General features: G+C 43.4%; 17 protein-coding genes. 8 read left to right on the forward strand and 9 right to left on the reverse strand.

The window, feature by feature from the left end; translation table 11 throughout:
* Positions 1-5: 5 nt before the first annotated feature.
* From yidD to rpmH, 3 genes are read right to left on the reverse strand one after another with little or no spacing between them, the layout of a single operon-like run.
* The gene (yidD, locus tag CK503_RS05190; RefSeq protein WP_095605738.1) at positions 6-230 is read right to left on the reverse strand and encodes a membrane protein insertion efficiency factor YidD; all 225 of its coding nucleotides are present in this window, start codon (positions 228-230) and stop codon (positions 6-8) included.
* Positions 227-661: a ribonuclease P protein component gene (locus CK503_RS05195; RefSeq protein WP_095605739.1), complete on the reverse strand. Its 435-nt coding sequence runs from the start codon at positions 659-661 to the stop codon at positions 227-229. The genes yidD and CK503_RS05195 overlap by 4 nt, the downstream gene beginning before the upstream one ends.
* The gene (gene rpmH, locus CK503_RS05200) at positions 642-797 is read right to left on the reverse strand and encodes a 50S ribosomal protein L34 (RefSeq protein WP_095605740.1); all 156 of its coding nucleotides are present in this window, start codon (positions 795-797) and stop codon (positions 642-644) included. Before rpmH ends, CK503_RS05195 begins: the two co-directional genes overlap by 20 nt.
* A 219-nt stretch (positions 798-1,016) precedes the next feature.
* Between rpmH and secA the strand changes: the two genes are divergently transcribed.
* From secA to CK503_RS05240, 8 genes are all read left to right on the forward strand, one after another.
* Entirely contained in the window at positions 1,017-4,418 is a 3,402-nt protein-coding gene (secA, locus tag CK503_RS05205) for a preprotein translocase subunit SecA (RefSeq protein ID WP_095605741.1), read from the forward strand.
* A 9-nt stretch (positions 4,419-4,427) separates the two neighbouring features.
* A complete protein-coding gene (gene ppgK, locus CK503_RS05210; RefSeq protein WP_095605742.1) occupies positions 4,428-5,186 on the forward strand; it encodes a polyphosphate--glucose phosphotransferase in 759 nt (252 codons plus the stop codon).
* Between the two features lie 100 nt (positions 5,187-5,286).
* Positions 5,287-7,377: a S9 family peptidase gene (locus tag CK503_RS05215; protein ID WP_095605743.1), complete on the forward strand. Its 2,091-nt coding sequence runs from the start codon at positions 5,287-5,289 to the stop codon at positions 7,375-7,377.
* Positions 7,378-7,450: 73 nt separating this feature from the next.
* Entirely contained in the window at positions 7,451-8,530 is a 1,080-nt protein-coding gene (locus CK503_RS05220; RefSeq protein WP_095605744.1) for an MBL fold metallo-hydrolase, read from the forward strand.
* 133 nt (positions 8,531-8,663) lie between these two features.
* On the forward strand, positions 8,664-10,628 hold the full coding sequence (dnaX, locus tag CK503_RS05225) for a DNA polymerase III subunit gamma/tau (RefSeq protein WP_095605745.1): 1,965 nt from the start codon (positions 8,664-8,666) through the stop codon (positions 10,626-10,628).
* 83 nt (positions 10,629-10,711) lie between these two features.
* Complete coding sequence (locus CK503_RS05230) at positions 10,712-11,056, forward strand: YbaB/EbfC family nucleoid-associated protein (protein WP_095605746.1); 345 nt, start codon at positions 10,712-10,714, stop codon at positions 11,054-11,056.
* A gap of 119 nt (positions 11,057-11,175) precedes the next feature.
* A complete protein-coding gene (gene recR, locus CK503_RS05235; protein WP_095605747.1) occupies positions 11,176-11,784 on the forward strand; it encodes a recombination mediator RecR in 609 nt (202 codons plus the stop codon).
* An 85-nt stretch (positions 11,785-11,869) separates the two neighbouring features.
* A complete protein-coding gene (locus tag CK503_RS05240) occupies positions 11,870-13,762 on the forward strand; it encodes a M1 family metallopeptidase (RefSeq protein ID WP_095605872.1) in 1,893 nt (630 codons plus the stop codon).
* Between the two features lie 117 nt (positions 13,763-13,879).
* Here the strand turns inward: CK503_RS05240 and CK503_RS16405 are convergent, their stop codons facing one another.
* From CK503_RS16405 to CK503_RS05270, 6 genes are all read right to left on the reverse strand, one after another.
* Positions 13,880-14,164 (reverse strand): GIY-YIG nuclease family protein, encoded by a 285-nt coding sequence (locus CK503_RS16405; protein WP_095605748.1) that lies wholly within the window; start codon positions 14,162-14,164, stop codon positions 13,880-13,882.
* A 182-nt stretch (positions 14,165-14,346) separates the two neighbouring features.
* Positions 14,347-14,655, reverse strand: a complete 309-nt coding sequence (locus tag CK503_RS05250; protein ID WP_095605749.1) for a GIY-YIG nuclease family protein — start codon at positions 14,653-14,655, stop codon at positions 14,347-14,349.
* A 455-nt stretch (positions 14,656-15,110) separates the two neighbouring features.
* Positions 15,111-16,397 (reverse strand): hypothetical protein, encoded by a 1,287-nt coding sequence (locus CK503_RS05255; protein WP_095605750.1) that lies wholly within the window; start codon positions 16,395-16,397, stop codon positions 15,111-15,113.
* A gap of 242 nt (positions 16,398-16,639) precedes the next feature.
* Positions 16,640-17,308, reverse strand: coding sequence for an alpha/beta hydrolase (locus CK503_RS05260; protein WP_095605751.1), 669 nt, complete (start codon positions 17,306-17,308; stop codon positions 16,640-16,642).
* Between the two features lie 18 nt (positions 17,309-17,326).
* Positions 17,327-18,256, reverse strand: coding sequence for a ring-cleaving dioxygenase (locus CK503_RS05265; protein ID WP_095605752.1), 930 nt, complete (start codon positions 18,254-18,256; stop codon positions 17,327-17,329).
* A gap of 8 nt (positions 18,257-18,264) precedes the next feature.
* Positions 18,265-19,194 (reverse strand): VOC family protein, encoded by a 930-nt coding sequence (locus tag CK503_RS05270; RefSeq protein ID WP_095605753.1) that lies wholly within the window; start codon positions 19,192-19,194, stop codon positions 18,265-18,267.
* Between the last annotated feature and the right edge of the window lie 171 nt (positions 19,195-19,365).

Raw genomic sequence — 19,365 nt, forward strand, 5'->3', positions numbered from 1 at the left:
TATTGTTAATTATTTTTAGGTTCCGGCACAGGGTCGTGTCCGCCTTTACTCCAGGGATGACAACTGCCCACCCGTTTTATGGTCAGCCATAATCCTTTAAGCATACCATGTTTTTGGAATGCTTTGATACTGTATTGGCTACAGGTTGGATGGTACCGACAGCTGTTAGGCATCCATGGAGAAATGATTAATTGATATAAGCGGACAAGTCCTATAAAGAGATACTTCATGAATGGCCGGGAGAAGTAGTAGAGAGTTGGTCTCGAACTTTGCTTAGCAAAGCGATAACATTATGTTCCACATCAGCGTAATTTGCATTTGTCGTCTTTGCCATCAGCGCCCCGTGAAACATTTTACCAGCATTTTCAATAGGTTCAGATAAGATACTCTGGTGATGCCGATATGCTTCTTTAAGGAGCCGTTTCATGCGATTTCGTTTATTTGCTTTTCCCAAGCTTTTTTTGACGACAAATCCCATAAGGCAGCCGGAAGAATCTGATTCCAAAATCTTGAACCGCAGGTCAACAAAAGTATTGCGGATGGTTTTTGCATCTTTTTCAAACAGACGCTGAAAGTTCTTCCGGCCCCTTAATATTTTGGCTCTGGGCAAACTCTTATCATCAGCAGAGCCAGAAATATGATTACTTGGGTCCTTGTTCATCACTAATGGTTAGGCTGTGACGTCCTTTTTTACGGCGCTTCTTCAACACCTTTCTTCCGTTCTTGCTGCTGTTGCGCTTACGGAAACCATGCTTGGATTTGCGCTTCTTGCTGCTTGGTTGGTAAGTACGTTTCATTGTTACAAATTGGTTTATGAAAATTCAATTCTTAGAGAGACTCCTAAAATAAAAATAAAATTAGACAATAAGAACCTTAAATTATCGGTTACATTAAGGTGCGTAGGTATTGGTCTGATTTTCAAAAATACCTGATATGCCGTTAAATAATTTGAACAGGCACTGCGTATACTGTAACTTTCACAAATCACAAAAATTGCACGAGACCCGTATTATTTTATGTTCGATACATTAAGCGAAACGGTTGGAGATGTTCTAACCTCAATTTTTGGTACCAAAAGTGATCGCGATCTTAAAAAAATCTGGCCCATCGTTGAAAAAGTAAATGAACACTACGAGGGCATGGAGCAGCTTTCTGACGAGGAGTTGAAGCAAAAGACAGAAAGCTTTCGTCAGAAAATTGAGGATGCCACCAAAGAAATTAATGAAGAAATAGAGTCTTTAAAAGAGACTCTCAACAGCGATGAGGAGTTATCCGTAAATCGGCGGCGCGAACTCGCTGAAGAGTTAGATGATCTCAAACAGGAACAAACAGACACTATTGAAGATGTGTTGGAGGAAATTCTTCCTGAAGCTTTCGCCGTAATGAAAGATACCTGTCGCCGGTTTTTGGGCGAAAAATGGATGGTGGGCGGCAATATGAATGAATGGAGCATGGTGCCATACGATGTTCAGATTGCTGGTGCCATTGCGATGCATCAGGGCAAAATTGCTGAAATGAAAACCGGTGAAGGTAAAACGCTGGCTGCTATTATGCCGGCTTATCTGAATGCACTCAGTGGTCGCGGGGTGCATATTGTTACTGTTAATAATTACCTGGCCAAGCGTGATGCCGAATGGAACGAGCCGCTGTTCAATTTTCATGGCCTCGAGGTGGATTGTGTTGACCTTTACGATCCTAATTCTCAGCCACGCCGCGAAGCCTATCAGGCTGATATCACCTATGGAACCAATAACGAGTTTGGATTTGATTACCTCCGTGATAACATGGTAATCAACTCCGAACAGCTGGTGCAACGTGATCACAACTTTGCCATTATTGATGAGATAGATTCTATCCTCATTGATGAGGCGCGAACACCTCTAATTATTTCTGGTCCCGTGCCCGAGGATACACAGTCCGAAAAGTATGAAGAACTCAAGCCACGGGTTGAGTCGTTGGTCAGTGCCCAGAAAAAACTGGTTGCCAACCTTGTTAAAGAAGGCCAGGAACATCTTGAAGAAGGAAATAGAGAAAAAGCAGGTCTTGCCTTGTATCGCGCCCAACGCGGATTTCCAAAGAATAAGAAATTCCGTAAGATGATGCAGGTTCCTGAAAACCAGAAGCTGGTTCAGGAAACGGAAGCTTTTTACCTGCAGGATAACGCACGTCGCCTGCCGGAGGTTGACGAAGTACTCTACTACTCGGTGGATATGAAGATGAATAACATCGAGATGACCGAAAAGGGACAGGATTTTATAACCAAAGCTGATGAAGAGGAAGAATTCTTTGTGATTCCTGACCTCGGTACCGAAACCACAGATCTTGACGAAGAGATGGATAAGCTTCGGGAACAAAAGATCAAAGAGATTGAAGAAAATGATGAGTGGAGTGAGGAATATAAAGAAGAAAAGATTGAAGAAGCGAAGCAGGAAGTTGCCCAGAAACGTGAACAGCGCCTGAATGAATTACACCGCCTGTTTGCCGAACGCAGCGATCGTATCCATACAGTAAACCAGCTGCTTAAAGCGTATACGTTGTTTGAACGTGAAGAGGAATACATTGTGCAAGATGGGAAAGTCCAGATTGTAGATGAGCACACTGGTCGTGTGCTTTCGGGACGACGTTATTCCGACGGACTGCACCAGGCTCTTGAGGCTAAAGAAAATGTAAGTGTTGAGGCCTCAACACAGACTTATGCAACTATTACGCTGCAGAACTATTTTCGTATGTATAATAAGCTGTCCGGAATGACCGGTACAGCAGCAACGGAGGAGGGCGAATTTAATGAAATTTATGACCTCGATGTTGTTATCATTCCTACCAATGAACCGGTAATCCGGGATGACAAAGAAGATCTCGTATTTAGAACTAAGCGCGAAAAATACAACGCGGCTATTGAACGCATTCGTAGCTATCATGAAAACAAACAGCCGGTGCTTGTGGGTACCACCAGTGTGGATGTTTCGGAAACAATCAGCCGGATGCTTAAACGCGAGGGTATTCCGCATAATGTACTGAACGCCAAGCATCACGCCCAAGAAAGTGAAATTGTAGAAAATGCCGGTCAGCCGGGTGCCGTTACAGTAGCTACCAACATGGCCGGTCGCGGTACCGATATTAAGTTGGCCCCAGGCGTTAAGGAACGCGGCGGACTTGCTATCTTGGGTACCGAACGTCATGAATCACGACGTATTGACTTACAGCTGCGTGGACGTGCCGGTCGACAGGGTGATCCCGGAGAATCACAGTTCTTTGTATCTCTTGAAGATGATTTGATGCAGCTCTTTGGATCGGATCGTGTAGCCAATGTAATGGAGCGCCTCAATTTTGAAGAAGGTGAACCTATTACGCATTCCTGGATTACTAAATCCTTGGAGCGTGCCCAGAGCAAGGTTGAGCAAAACAATTTCAGTATCCGTAAGAAGCAGTTGGAGTATGATGATGTACTGAACAATCAGCGTGAGGTCATCTACAAACGACGTAAGCATGCGCTCGAGGGCGATGAGCTTCGCAGCGATATTTATGATATGCTTGAAGACCTCGTAGAAAGTATTGTTGAAGAACATTATCCGCAGGGCGAACTCGATAAACTTCGCGACACTATTCTGCGATTTTTGGCAGTTGATATTAAGCTCGATCGAGATGAGATGGGCAGGATGGGCCCCGATGTATTGATTGATCATATTATTGAGCGGGCCTACGAGGTGTATCGTCAGAAAGAAGAGATGATCTCCAAGCCGCTGTATCAGGTAATTAAAAATATTAAGAAGTCGGATGCTGATAACAAGCCAACGAAGGTGCAGGTTATTTTTACTGACGGTATTCGTCGCCTGCGTGTAGTGGTAGATGTTGATAAGGCCTATGAAAACGAAGGAAAAGAAGTTGCACGTGCTCTTGAACGTACCGCAGTACTTTCAACGATTGACAGTAAATGGATGGACCACCTGCGTGAGCTTGATTCGGTGAAAGAGGGTATTGGTCTGCGTGCATACGGACAGAAAGATCCCCTGCTTGAATACAAGAAAGAAGCATTTGAAATGTTTAAACAGCTTCTTGATGAAATTAATCAGGAAGCTATATCACTGATATGGAAGGCTATCCCCGAAATGCAGGCTGATGAAGAAAAACTAAAACAAGCACCGGAGGAGCGTGCCAAAGTTGATATGAAACACGCTAAAACGGAGCATTCTGATGCGACAAACATGGGCTTCAAATCAGGAGGTGGAGCACAACAAAATGGAGGACAACAGCAACAGCGAAGTGATCAGAAGCCACAACCAGTAACTGTTGAAGAAGAGCCCGGTCGCAACGACTATGTAAAAATTCAAAACATGAACAGCGGTGAAGTCATTGACATCAAATGGAAAAAAGCCAAGCGCATGATTGATGAAGAAGGATGGGTGCTTATTGAAAAGTAGTAATCACGGATGGAAGTTTTAGGAATAGATATTGGCAGCTATGGCATAAAAGGTTGTATTGTAGATACCGAGAAGGGAGAAATTATATCAGAACGTAAGAGTACGTCACCTCTTGACGATACAACACCCCACAAAATTCTCGCGCAGATGCATCAGATTGTAAGTAAAGAATTTAAGTGGGATGGACCGGTAGGCTGTGCTTTTCCCGCACCGGTAAATAACGGTATTGTGTTGTCGGCAAAGCGTATTAACGATTCGTGGATTGATGCTAATGCCGAGCAACTTTTTTCTGGGATTACCGATAATGACTTTTCTGTAATTAACGATACTGATGCCACCGGACTGGCTGAGATACACTTTGGGGCCGGCCAACATGAGGAGGGGGTAACTATAGTACTTACCGTAGGCACGGGCATTGGTTCTTCCGTATTTTTAGATGGAAAGTTAGTGCCCAATACCGAGCTGGGACTTTTAGAAATTCAGGGCATTACTATTGAAGAACGTGCTTCTAACAAATCCCGAAAAGAAGAAGGAATTCGCCAAAAAACGTGGGCCAAGCGATTGCAATTCGTGCTCGAGCATCTTGAGCAAATTTTCCATCCCAACCTGTTTATTCTGGGTGGACAGTTAAGTCGAAAGGCGGACAAAACGTTTCCGTTTATTAAAGTTAATACCGCATTTAAAGCGGCCAGTTTTTTAAATGATGCCAGTATTGTAGGTGCTGCAATGGTAGCATCCCAAAAGGGAAATATACTTTATAATCGTTAAAGTTGGCTTGAAAGAAGAAAAGCGTAAAATCTTGTTGCATTCTTTGCCCATTTCAGAAAACCTTTCTTTATTATCGATCAATTAATAAAAAATGTTCTCTATGCGATCATTTCTAAAGATTTTTTTTGTGCTTCTTTTTATACCGGCATTGGGTTACGGCCAAAGCGGGCTTGATACCTTAAGCTTGGAATCAATTTTTTACGATCCTCTGTTGTCTGGAAACCGACCCGATATTGTTTCCTTTTCTCCTGATCAGTCCCATATTTATTATCAGGCTAACGACTCATCAATGACTGAAGAGGAGTTGTTTCAACGTCCTGTTACCGGAGGAGAACGCAAGCTTGTAGCAGACAAGGTGGAACGAAATTTTAGTGTATCGCCCAATCGCCAAAAATTACTATATACTGATCAGGGGGATATCTGGATAGCAGATCTTGATTTTACAAACAAAAAACAGCTGATCGATTCTAAGGCAGAAGAGTATGGAGCGAAGTGGGGGCCTGACAGCGAGCGTATTGCATTTGTTCAGGATGGGGACATTTGGATGATAAATATCAACACGTCAAAGCTTACGCAAGTTACCAGTAAAAAGGAGGATGAACCCGGATTCAGCGTTGAGGGTTGGGCCGGTAATGACAAGCTCATCCTCACTCAGTACGATACCTCAGACTACGAGGAATATTATTTTCCGGAGTATGTAGGTCAGCGTGTAGAGCCGGGATCTACACGCCGCGGCATTGCTCGTCAACTTGTGTCAATTGCCGACCTGCAAAACAAAGAGATTGATCTGCTATTAGAAAACAAAGGATATATAGATACCGATATAAGTGCTGAGGGTAATTATCTTGCCGTTGATGTTACCGGTGCACCCATGAAGAAGCGAGAGGTCAAGGTTTTTGATCTCTCCTCAAAGAATCCTACTACCGTATTTGAGGATTCAACGAAAGGCTGGCTCTATAATACGGAAATAGCTTTTGCCCCATCAGGTGACAGGTTGATGGTCTTATCCGAAAAAGACGGTTGGAATCATATTTATACGGTTAACCCTGACGGATCCAACCTGCAGCAACATACGGATGGAGAATATGAAGTTCCGTGGGCAGAATGGCTAAATAGTAATGCAATTATTTACGCTTCAACCGAGGTGGGACCGGGAGAACGGCATATTTATCGGATGAATATCAACAAAAACGAAACAGATAAACTGACGAAAGAAGCCGGTTATCGGCAGAATTTTGAATTAAGTAAGGACAAGGATCAGCTTGTTTATCGGTACAGTTATTTTAACGAGCCGTTTGAAATTTATTCGCTGGATCTGAGTGATCAATCCGCAGAAAAACGATTGACAGAAACTATTCCCGATCAGTTTAATAAAATAGACTGGCAAAAAGAAGATTATATACGATTCGCGGCCAGAGATGGAGAAACCAAGCTTTCAATGTCTGTTCTTGAACCCATTGATAAAAAGGAAAAATCCGGTAACCCAGTGGTTGTTTTTGTTCACGGAGCGGGTTCCCTGCAAAATGTATACAAGGGCTGGTCGAATAATTACTATCGCGAATATATGTTTCACCAGTATTTAACGGCGCGCGGCTATTACGTGATCGAGGTAGACTATCGTCATAGTACCGGTTACGGACGTGAATTTCGCGAAGATGTCACAAACTGGATGGGCAAGTACGAAACCCGTGATATTATTGACGGGGTCGATTACCTGGCTGAACATTATCCACAGGCTGATACTTCGCGGGTGGGCATTTACGGTGGAAGCTATGGCGGGTTTATGGCATTGTATGCTACGAGTGTAGCACCCGGTTATTTTGATGCAGCTGCGGCCTTGCGTGCGGTTACCAACTGGGAAAATTACTACCAGACAAATCCGTGGTACACGCAGCCGCGGCTGGGAACACCCGAAGCCGACTCTGCACACTACGCTCGAAGTTCTCCCATTACTTATGTTGAGCAACTCGAAGATCCTGTTCTTATTCTACACGGCTTGACCGACAATAATGTAGGGTTCCAGGATGCAGCCCAATACATCGAAAAGTTAATACAAACAGGCGACAAAGAGTTTGATATGATGATGTATCCCTCGGAACGCCACAGCTTTGAAGATCCGGATGCATGGTTTGACGAATATTCTCGTATTTTTGACTTTTTCAACAAACATCTTAAAAATGAGACCGATTAAATTTACGGGAAACAAAACGTATCGGTATCAGTTGTAACCATTTGAAAACTTTTAGGACAAACGCATAACATTAATGGTCTGGACATTTGCAATTGCAATTACATTTGTTGCTGCCCTTTTTATTGTAGATAAATTGTTATCTGCCCCCAAATACATTGAAGGTGATTCCGATCATTTTGATGGCAAAAAATTTGTTAATCCTAATGGCGCGGGAACCCATCATTATATTGAGGTTCTAAAATGGTGGCTTGGAGGAAATGATAAGGGAGTTTGGGATAGTTACGACAAGGATGATTTGCCCGATCATCCCACACCGGTACCCTCTGTTGAAAACGGAGAACATCGTATTACCTTTATAAATCATGCTACTTTTTTAATTCAGGTTAACGGACAAAATATATTAACCGACCCGGTGTGGAGCTTTCGCGCAAGTCCCTACCAGTGGATTGGTCCCAAGCGCAAACGTCCGGCCGGTATTGATTTTGAAGATCTACCCCATATCGATACTGTTTTACTGAGCCACAACCATTACGATCACCTCGATATTGAGACGATACAAAAACTACAAGAGCGGGATAATCCACAGTTTATTGTTCCGTTAGGAGTTGAACGATACCTCCACACCAAGGGAGTAGACAAGACCATTCGTTTGGACTGGTGGGACAAATATGGTTTGGGCAATGATACTACTTTAACAGCTGTACCGGCACGACACTTTTCGGGGCGCGGCCTTTTTGATCGCAATAAAACCCTCTGGTGCGGTTACGTAATAGAAAATCCGTCTGGCAATATTTACTTTGCAGGAGATACCGGCTATGGGGATTTCATTAAAGAGATTAAACAGGAAGTAGGTCCCGTAAATACTTCAATTATTCCCATCGGAGCATATAAACCACGCTGGTTTATGGAGGCTATTCACATGTCGCCCGAAGAGGCTGTCAAAGCACATATAGAGCTGCAATCCCAAAAAAGCATTGCTATGCACTTTGGCACTTTCCCCATGGCTGATGATGGAATGTATGAACCCTTGGAGGATCTGGAAGAAGCGCGGCGAAAACACCACGTTTCTGACAAGGATTTTGTGAGTCTTCAACATGGTGAATTGTATTTAAGGAATGTACAACAATCAGATTTTAGATCTGAAGTAGCATAACCTAAATTCAGGTTATCACTTCTACCAGTTAAACAGCGTTACTGTACATAAATTCAGCTGCGAAATGGTCTTCATTTTTTGTAGATTTATCCGTTGTTTAAAGCCATAACCAATAGCTCAACAAGAGCCTCTGATGTCTGATAATTATCGCGCGTTAACACGTACCTACCGCCCTACTTCTTTTGATGATATTGTATCACAGGAGCACGTCAGCAGTACGCTCAAAAATGCCATCAAGAAAAGTCGGCTGGCTCATGCCTATATGTTTTGTGGTCCGCGTGGCGTTGGAAAAACGACGATGGCGCGTGTATTGGCTCGAACGGTTAATGAAATTGATCGCGATGTTGATGGAGAATCGCTAAATCAGACACTCAACGTTGTTGAAATTGACGCGGCTTCAAATAATAGTGTTGATGATATCCGGGATCTGCGTGAACGCGTCCGTATTCCTCCCCAAAACGGACGTTACAAGATCTATATCATCGACGAGGTTCATATGCTTAGCAAGTCGGCGTTTAACGCCCTGCTAAAGACCTTGGAAGAGCCCCCTGATCATGTGATCTTCATTTTTGCTACCACCGAGCCGCACAAGGTACTGCCAACAATATTATCGCGCGTTCAGCGGTTCGACTTCAAACGTATTAGCGTTGATCAAATCGTAGATCGTCTTGCTAATGTTGCTGAGAACGAAGGTATCAACATCGACGAAGAATCGCTTCATGTAATTGCTAAAAAAGCAGACGGAGCACTGCGCGATGCCCTCGGACTGATGGATCAGGCCATTGCCTTTTGCGGCAACAATATTCAGCATGAAGAGCTGCTTCGGGCACTCAATGTGGTGAGTACCGAGCGCATGTTCGAATTTATGAATGCGGTAGAAGCGCAAGATGCCAGCCACGGACTCGAACTGATCAATGAGTTGCTGCAGGAAGGCTATGACATCCAGGAATACCTGGTTGGATTAACCGAACACTTGCGGAATCTTTATGTGGCTAACAGTTCGGAGCAAATGCATCTGGTCGAAGCATCTCCTGATACAAAAGAACGTTATCGTAAATCAGCCAAGAGTTTTTCGGAAGACGATCTGATGCGTATGCTTCATATTGTGAGTGAGGCACAGTACAAGATCAAAGAAGCGCATCAGCCTAAAATTCAGTTTGAGATAACGCTTCTCAAGCTTATCCATATGGAGCGCACTCAAAAGCTGAATACCTTACTAACCGAGCTGGAGCAGTTAAAAAAAAAGCTAAATAATTCTGAGCTGCCTGCATCTGCTGGCATAGATTCCAATGAAGAGGGCTCAAAAGAAGAAAACCAGCAGCCAAATACGGTATCGATATCAACAAGTCCGACTTCTGATTCAAATGGACAATCCGCTTCACAGGAAGAAAAGGAACAGTCGAAAGGTCATTCAAAGGAAGAACCAAAATCATCAGATAAAGAACCGGAAGAAAAGCGAAGTGCACCGGTAACACCCGATTCGAATGGTCAGGTTTCCTCCCCCAAAGAATCCACTTCTAAAGAGCAGCGCCCCGTAAAAAGCGAAACATCAGTAAAAGAAGAGGGGCAGCAGGTTGGTGATGAAGATGAATTTAAAAACTTGTTTGGAAAATCTTCTCTGGGCAATCCGCAGGCCAAAACCGAAGACGATAGCCCGGATCCTGATTCTAAACAACCTGCTGAAACTGAGACGGTTACTGCTCAAAAACGGGCTCCCAAAGATGTTTCACTTCAGGAAATAAATGACTGTTGGGATGACTATTTAGACAATTTGCGCCAGCATGTGCCGCAAATGCTTTACTTTCAGATGCAGCGTGTTGATCCTGTTGAACTTAAAAATGGCGATCTGAAGCTGCGAGCTAATGATGACTTTGCCAAAAAAATTGTAGACGAAAACAGACGTCGCCTCGGTAAATTTTTGGAGGATGAAATTGGTGCTTTTCTTAACCTTACTTGTATCGTTCAGAAGCAGGAAAAGAGTGGTGAGGATTCAATGAGTCCGTATGAGCGATTTAAAAAGCTTCAGGAACGAGACCCGACTATTAAAAAGCTGGTTGAACTCTTTGGGGCTGAATTAGATTATAATTTAAATCAGTAGCTAAAGACTCTTATCTTTACACAATCGTTGACAGATTGTATGGCAAGAATTAAACGTATCTAAAAACGCTAAAACCTATTGTTATGAATCAAAATATGGCTAACATGTTCGGAAAGTTTTCCGAGCTGCAAGAAAAAGTAGAAGAAGCAAAACAGGAACTTTCGAAGCTTGAAGTTGAAGCCGAAGCCGGCGGCGGCATGGTTAAAGTTAAAGCCAACGGTAAGCGCCAAATTTTAAGCATCAAATTGGATAAGGATGTTATTGATCCCGATGATGCCGAGATGATGGAAGATTTGGTGGTGGCAGGTGTTAATAAGGCACTTGATAAAGCAGAAGAAGCGGCCCAGGAACGTATGCAGGAAACCTATAAGGATTTGATGCCCGGCGGCGGAATTCCTGGTATGGATCTGAGTAAATTAGGGCTGTAACCATCGTGTCATGCTGAATCCCGATGTGTCGGGACAGGCTTTGTTTCAGCATCTATCATGTAAACAGACCCTGAAATAAATTCAGGGTGACACAATGCTTAAATACTCATTAAATCTTTATGGAAGGAACATCAGAAATACTGGAGCAGGCTATCGAACAGTTGGCCAAGCTCCCGGGAACAGGGCGTAAATCAGCACGGCGCATTGCACTCTTCTTGCTGAAGCAGAATGACGAGTCGGTTATTAAGTTGGCGGAGGCGCTGATAAGTCTCAAAAAATCTATTACTCGTTGTTCTACCTGTGGTGTGATCAGCGACGGAGACCCCTGTTCTATTTGCCAAAATACGAAACGCCAAACGGGTCAAATATGCGTGGTTGAGGAATCACAGGATGTATTTCTGATTGAAAAAACGAATGAATTCCGCGGGCGCTACCACGTACTCGGCGGTGTTATTTCTCCTCTCGACAATATTGGGCCCGATGATGTTCGCATCAAGCAGCTTATGCAGCGGATCAACGAGGATGATGAACAGATTGACGAAGTTATTTTAGCGCTCAATCCCGATTCGGAAGGCGAGGCTACCTCCTATTATATTAACAAACTACTCAAGCCTTTTGATGATGTGGAGGTAACGCGCATTGCCTATGGCATCCCGATGGGAACCGAGCTTGAATTTATTGATGAAGCTACGCTGGGGCGTGCTTTTGCGAGCCGGAATACTTTTTAAAGATAAAATCAATATTGGAAGCTCCTTGTTGGGAGTTGGGAGGTTTTCCATTTTTGATATCGAATATTTAATCAAATACGACATTATGAAATTAAGACATTTACTTTTACCGCTACTATTTTTGGGGCTAACATTTTCTGCCGATGCACAGGATGAAAATTACTGGCAGCAAGAGGTAGAGTATGAAATGGATATCGATGTTGATGTCGAAGATCATCAATTTACCGGGACTCAGAAGCTGACGTATCATAATAATTCGCCCGATACGCTGCATCGCGTTTTCTATCACCTATATTTTAACGCGTTTCAGCCCAACAGTATGATGGATGTCCGTTCACGTACAATTGAAGATCCGGACAGCCGCGTGCGAGATCGTATTCAGAAATTGCCCAAAGATGAGATTGGCTATCATCACATCAACAGCCTTAAACAAAATGGTGATGCCGTTTCTTACAGTGTTGAAGGTACCGTCATGGAAGTTACTCTGAATGAGCCTATTGCGCCTGGTGAATCCACTGTTTTTAATATGGAGTTTGAAAGCCAGGTGCCGCGACAAATTCGTCGCAGCGGCTGGATGAACAAAGAAGGTGTGGAGCTTTCGATGAGCCAGTGGTATCCTAAGATTTCGGAATATGACGATAACGGCTGGCATCCCAATCCCTATATAGGTCGTGAGTTTTATGGTGTTTTCGGTAGCTTTGACGTCGAAATTTCGATCGACAGTTCGTACGTATTGGGATCAACGGGGCACTTGCAAAATCCTGAAGAAATTGGACACGGTTATGCCGAAGAGTATGATCGAGCCAATTCCGAAAAATTAACGTGGCACTGGAAGGCGGATAACGTCCATGACTTTATGTGGGGCGCCGATCCCGACTTTACACATACGACAGCCCAAGTGCCAAATGGGCCGAAATTGCATTTCTTTTACCAAAAAGATACGGTGGCTGTTAATGCTGATCGGTATTCCCAAGAACAGCTTCGTCAAAATTGGGAGCAATTGCCTGAGTATGCGGTAAAAGCCTTTCAATATATGAGCAGTCACTATGGAAAATATCCCTATGACAAATATTCCTTTATCCAAGGTGGCGACGGCGGAATGGAATACCCCATGGGAACGCTCATCACCGGCAACCGATCGCTTGGTAGCCTTGTAGGAGTTTCTGTTCACGAGCTTATTCACTCATGGTACCAAGGGGTGTTGGCCAACAACGAAAGTCGCTATCCCTGGATTGATGAAGGTTTTACGACGTATGCATCAGCCCTGACCATGGCCCATCTGTTTAATGACGGGAAGGGTAAAAATGTGCATGAACGTTCTTATCAATCCTATTACAATATTATTGAAGACGGCAAGCAGGAGGCAATGGATACGCATGCCGATCACTTCCATACCAATCGTGGTTATGGAACGGCTTCGTATTCAACCGGAGCGGTATTCTTAAATCAGCTGCGTTACATCATTGGTGGGGAAACCTTTGATCGCGGGATGAAACGATTTTTCAAAGAGTGGAAATTTAAGCATCCCAATGGGCGTGATTTTCTGCAGGTTATGGAAGAGGAATCAAATATGGTACTGGACTGGTATTATCAATACTTTATCGAGAGTACCAAGCATATCGATTATGGAATCACCTCAATGTTAGGGGTCGATGGGTCAACGTACGTAACACTAAAACGTGAAGATCTGATGCCGATGCCGATCGACCTGATGGTTACGTATAAGGATGGCAGCAAGGAACAGATTTACATTCCTATGCGCATTATGCGGAATACCAAGCCGAACGAAAATCCTGATATCCCCCGCACTATCAAAAAGGATTGGCCGTGGGTGAATCCTACATATACCGTTGAAATCTCCCGATCACCCAAAGAGATAAAGCGTGTTGAGATTGATCCTACAAAACGCTTGGCTGATATCAATCGTGATAATAATGTTATTGAGATGGATGAATATATGAAGCCTGCGAAGAATTGATTGAGAAACCTTGCGATACAATTTTTAAAGCCCGGATTTAGCGATCCGGGCTTTTTTTATTTTAGTTACAATCGAAATGACACCAAATTTAAAAAGCGAAGAAGCTGGGAGTTATCCTTATAAGTAATTAATAAACTCCCATTGGGGATTTTCGTTCTCAATTAACGTTTTCTTTTTTTTATGGGACCATTTTTTTAATTCCTTTTCCCTTTCTATCGCCTTTTGAGCTGTTTTGTAGGTCTCATAGTAAATTAGCTTGTAGCAATAGTAACGACCGGGAAAAGTTTGTCGATCTCCTCTGTTTTTATAGTGTTCGTTAAGCTGTTCGCAGAGATTATCGCTCATACCTATGAATAGTGTCGATCTCCCGGGATTGGTGGTAATATAAACGTAATAAGGCATTCTGAATTTTATCTTTTGAATCTTATATAGGTAAGATCTGTAAAAGGGTAAATCCTTACAGTTTATTTTAGAATAAATAGCTCTGGGATTGTCATTTAGACCATAGAGAGGGATCTTTGGTTCCCATTGATCAAAACAAAGATTATCAATTCACGTACGTTACGTTCAAAATGACATAGAAGTCAAAGCCGACCAACCCGGAAGTCATCGTTATAGTTAAGAAACTTCCAACCGGGGTTCACATTATTAATCAATATTTCTTTCTTATCACGACGCCACTTTTTTAATTCTTTCTCTCGCTCAATTGCTTTTTGAGCTGTGCGATAGGTCTCATAGTAAATTAGCTTGTAGCAATAGTAACGACCAGCAAAAGTTTCAGGATCTCCTCGGTTTTCATAATGTTCTTTTAGCCGTTCGCTCAGCTCTTTTGTTATTCCGATGTACAAGGTGGTTCTCCCGGGATTTGTCGTGATATAAGTATAAAATGGCATTGTATCTCAATTATTTGAACTTACAGGTAAGATCCGATGGAAAGCCATTCCTTACATCTTTTCCGGATACTTAATACCATATTCTTTTGAAACATTGATTTCTCACTATGCTATGTTTCGCTTGAAATGACGGCATTAGGTGTGTTTTTTGTTGTCATCTCGAACGGAGTGAGAGATCCTTGTTTTCGACCCGAGTTAATAAAAGCCTTATAAATAAAACATAGATTTCTCGCTTACACTCGAAATGACGATTAGATTGTAGATTAGAAATGAGAAAAAAATCCACCAAACTGCAACTACCATGTCATCTCGACCGCAGGGAGAGATCTTTGTTTTCAATAAATAGCAACAAGCTTAAAATATAGTTTTCTCACTTTGCTCGGTCACAAATGGTAAGCCAGGGTGAGAATGATGGAAAATTATTCATCTATCTATCATAAAAGGGTAGTAAGTATTTAAAAGTAGTATCCAATATTGATGTTAAACCGGGTATTCCAGCGCGGGTTATTTGTCCCGGCTCCTAATCCTTCCCCAAAATTATCCGTTAGCCACGGTTGATTCTTCCCCGAAGCAATATCAAAATACGTGTACATCTTACCGGCCGTGACCATAAACCCGAGTACATTGTGTTGGGTATCCGCAAAGGTTTCATTCACTTTATCGAGATAGGTGTAGTTATCATAGAACGTTAGGTTCGATATGGGTCCCCAGTCAACATCTTTGGAATACGAAACGCCGAGTACGTACATATGTCCTTCGGCTGCAACGTCATAGCCCGGCGTACCATCGCTTGAGGGAAATCCGTAGGCTCCCATCTGAACCACATCTACAGGATTACCCAGATCGTTTTGGGCATTATGGTTGTAATAGATGTATTCGGCTTTGACATTGAAATTGCCGTACATTCCGTCGATATGTGGAGCCACTGCGTAGTGATCGCTTACCTCGTCAAGAGCGCTGTTATAAATGCCGCCGTATTGTAAAGAGGTGCCAAGCTCCGTACTACCTAACGATCCGTGATCCCAGTTATAAGCTACTCGTCCGTTAAACTGACTGGTTTCAGAATTTGACAACCCTTCATTGGGCTCTTCGATAATATCGTAGGAATAGCGGGCCGTATTCTGTGGGGCAAACTCGGCTATGCCATTGGGGTCGGCCTGCATGAAATAGGCCAGTTGAAAATCCCAGTTTTTACGTGAAGTGGTCAGTTTGAATCCCATGTCGTGATCGTCTTCTAATCCCAGGTAATAGGGAAGCTGGAACCACCAATTGTGGGAAGCATATTGAAGTAGGCCGAAAGGCACCTGGGTGACACCTATCTGCAGATTTGTTTGATCCGAAAAATTATAGCCCAGCCAGCCCTGTTTTATGAAGTGTGTTCCAAAGGTGGGATAAAACCGATATTCTAAATTTATGTTAATACCTTCGGCGCGTCCCTCTACGTTGATGCGCCACATGTCGAATGTGAATTCGCTATCTCGCTCACCAATAGATCCCCCGTAATCCTCGAGATATAAATTATATCGAAGAGCCCCGCCAATTGATAAGTAATTGCTGGTATCTTCATTGGCTACGGCAAGAATCCCGGAATCCATAATCGATGGCCCATCGTTTTTATTTTCATCATCATCGATTGCTAAAGCAGAAGAAGAGATAGAACTGATTAACCCAAAAACAAGGATTAAGAAAATGAACCGAGGATAAGACGTACAAATACGCGAATTCATTGAACCTAAAGCCATAACATAATCCCGATGTGTTTATGTATTATAGAGACTTCCCAGTTGAACACAGTTACAAGTTTTAACGGCAAATAGTTCAGTGGTACTCTTAACTGAACTGGACGTTCAATTATATTGATCAGATAGATCTGCGAATACAGTACAAGTTTTTACCCGTAAACAGGGTTCAGAATTTGTTGGTAGTGAGGAATGGATTTAAACTATTTCTGGATGGGTCATCTCTCGATGAGTATGGATTGGAGTTATCCTATATTATTGATGATGTGTTGGGCGTATTCAATTTCGTCTTTATTAACGGTATGTGCCATGCCTACATAAATTTTCTTGGTAACGTTGGCGCCAAGTTTTTCAAAGACCTCTTCGGTCAGATCAACACGCTCCTGCGGAATGTGTGGGTCCCGGTCACTACACCCCAAAAATACCGGAGTTTGCTCCAGTGATCCCTGGTAATTTTCGGGATCCACTTCTTCGCCAATAAGTCCGCCGCTAAATCCGACAATACCACCAAAACGCTGTGGGTGGCGCGCCGCGAATTCAGTTGTCAGGCAGGCCCCTTGTGAAAATCCGAGGAGGATAATTTTTTCGGTAGGAATGCCACCCTCATTTAGTTCCGAAATTTGGTCATAAATAGCCTGGAGTCCACTATTGATACCCGGCTGATTCATCTCTTTGGGAGCCATAAATGAGCGCGGATACCACGTATGTCTCTTTGCCTGTATAGCTCTATAATGGATGTGATCGCCCTCAAACTCATCGGCAAACATCATCATACTTTGGGCCGATGCGCCGCGACCGTGAATGAAGATCATGCTCATTTCAGCATTATCTATTTTTGCTCCATCGGTTACGAGCGGTTGATTTTGGTGTGGGCCGCTAAAGGGGTTTTGGGGATCAACTTGGAATAAGGACATGGTTGGGTGTTTTGGACTTCAGGTTTTGATAGGTGGCAATGCAGCTTCAATTTGCTCTCGCTTGGGTTCGTGCCACGGAGTTAATTCCAGTTTATCTGCCTGATCTTCGGAAGGATCGGCATTGACAAAGTACCCGGGGCCGTTGGTCGCCATTTCGAAAAGTACGCCGCCGGGGGTACGATAATACACGGATTTAAAAAAGTGTCGGTCAATAATTTCGGTCGGTTGCAGTCCGCGCCGGATAATTTCAAAGCGCATTTGAGTCAAGTCCTCTTTGTCTTCGCTTTGAAATGCTACGTGATGGACAATACCAGCTCCATTTTGTCCGGCTTGTGAGTCGACTTTTTCAATAATCAGGCTGTGGCCGAGTATGCTCTCCGTTTCATAAAGCGTGAGGTTATTTTCGCTATCCGTTTTCTCAAACCCTAAAACGGAGGTCAAAATTTCTTCGGTCTGTTCTATCTGATCAAGTTTTAGCGTGGTGCTCCAAAATCCCTGAATCTGATGCTCTTTGGAAACGGGGGACTGTTCCCAGCTGTGAAGCTCATCATCATAATCAAAGACCAAATGCAGCTGTAAGCCATCGGGATCTTTAAACGAAATATGAGTTTTTCCAAAGCGAGAAAAAGGGTCGCTGTGGGATATATCTTGCTTATCCAAGCGATCCTGCCAGTAATCCAGAGAATCTTTGGGTACAGTTAGTGAAACTTCCGTAGCTTCTCCCGAACCCGGGTTACCTTGGCGGGCGCGCGGCCAGGGAAAAAAGGTAAGGCTGGAGCCCGGACTACCCTCAGCATTGGCATAGAAGAGATGATATTTAGTGGGGTCGTCCTGATTGACTGTTTTCTTGACCATGCGCATCCCCAGTTTTTTGACGTAGAAATCGTAGTTATCCTGGGGATCACTGGCAATTACTGATATATGATGTAATCCTCTGTGATTGGTCATAATGGTTCCTAACTATTTAGTGTTGGAAGCTCTTTCTCAATTATGGAACGTTCGTGTTCGAGCCAGTCGGGTAGTTTCAAAGATGTCCCCAGCTCGTCCGGTTCTTCATCGCGCGTAAAACCGGGTGGGTCGGTGGCAATTTCAAAAAGGATACCGCCCGGCTCATGAAAGTAGACCGATTTAAAGTAGTCACGATCTTTCACTTCGGTAAGATAATACCCTTTGTTGAGAAGTTGTTTGCGCAGGGATTGTTGCTCTTTTTCATCTTCGACCCGAAAGGCAATATGATGCACCGTGCCTTTGCCCGGACGTCCATTCAGGTCAAATCCATCAATAATTTCAACGGTTGCGCCAAAGTCGGCGTCGGATTCGTAGAGATACCTGTTGTCAAATTGATTGGTCAGCTCAAATCCGAGATCGTCTTCAAGCAGACGTCCGGCCCCCGAATAGTTTTCTTCGCCCAAAGTGGCGCCGTGAATACCTCGGATAGCATAGTTCTGAGGTATGGGTCCATCCGACCAGCCGTCAAAAATATTAGCTTTGGGATCAAGTACGAGCTCAAGATGAAGTCCGTCAGGATCCTGTAAGCCGATTATTTCTTTTCCAAAGCGGGAAAAAGGTTCCTCAATGTCGAGACCGTACTCACGAAGATGATCCAGCCAAAAAGTTTTTGAACCGGTTGGAACCGAAAAGGAAACGGCAACAACTTGTCCGCGATCGGGATCTCCATCTTGCAGATGCTCCCAGGGGAAAAAGGTAAGTATAGTTCCGGGATTTCCGGATGCATCCCCGTAGTATAAATGGTATACCGAAGGGTCGTCAAAGTTGACCGTCTTTTTGACGAGTCGCAGACCCAGAACCTCAGTATAAAACCGGTGATTTTCTTTGGGATCTCCGGCTACGGCCGTAATATGATGAATACCTTTGCTGTGTGACATAAATTCTTAGTTCATACTTTGTTTACCTGTAAATCGTACCCAAAAGATAGTGGTTGCAGGATAGAAATCTATATTGGAGTTTGTTTAAATGGTGGAATTCAATAAGGCTTAGAATGTATTATGAGTTAAGGTGTCATCCTGAATTTAGTTCAGGATCTTAGGTTTCATACT

The organism is Fodinibius salipaludis, from assembly GCF_002287075.1.
Classification (GTDB): Bacteria; Bacteroidota; Rhodothermia; order Balneolales; family Balneolaceae; genus Fodinibius; species Fodinibius salipaludis.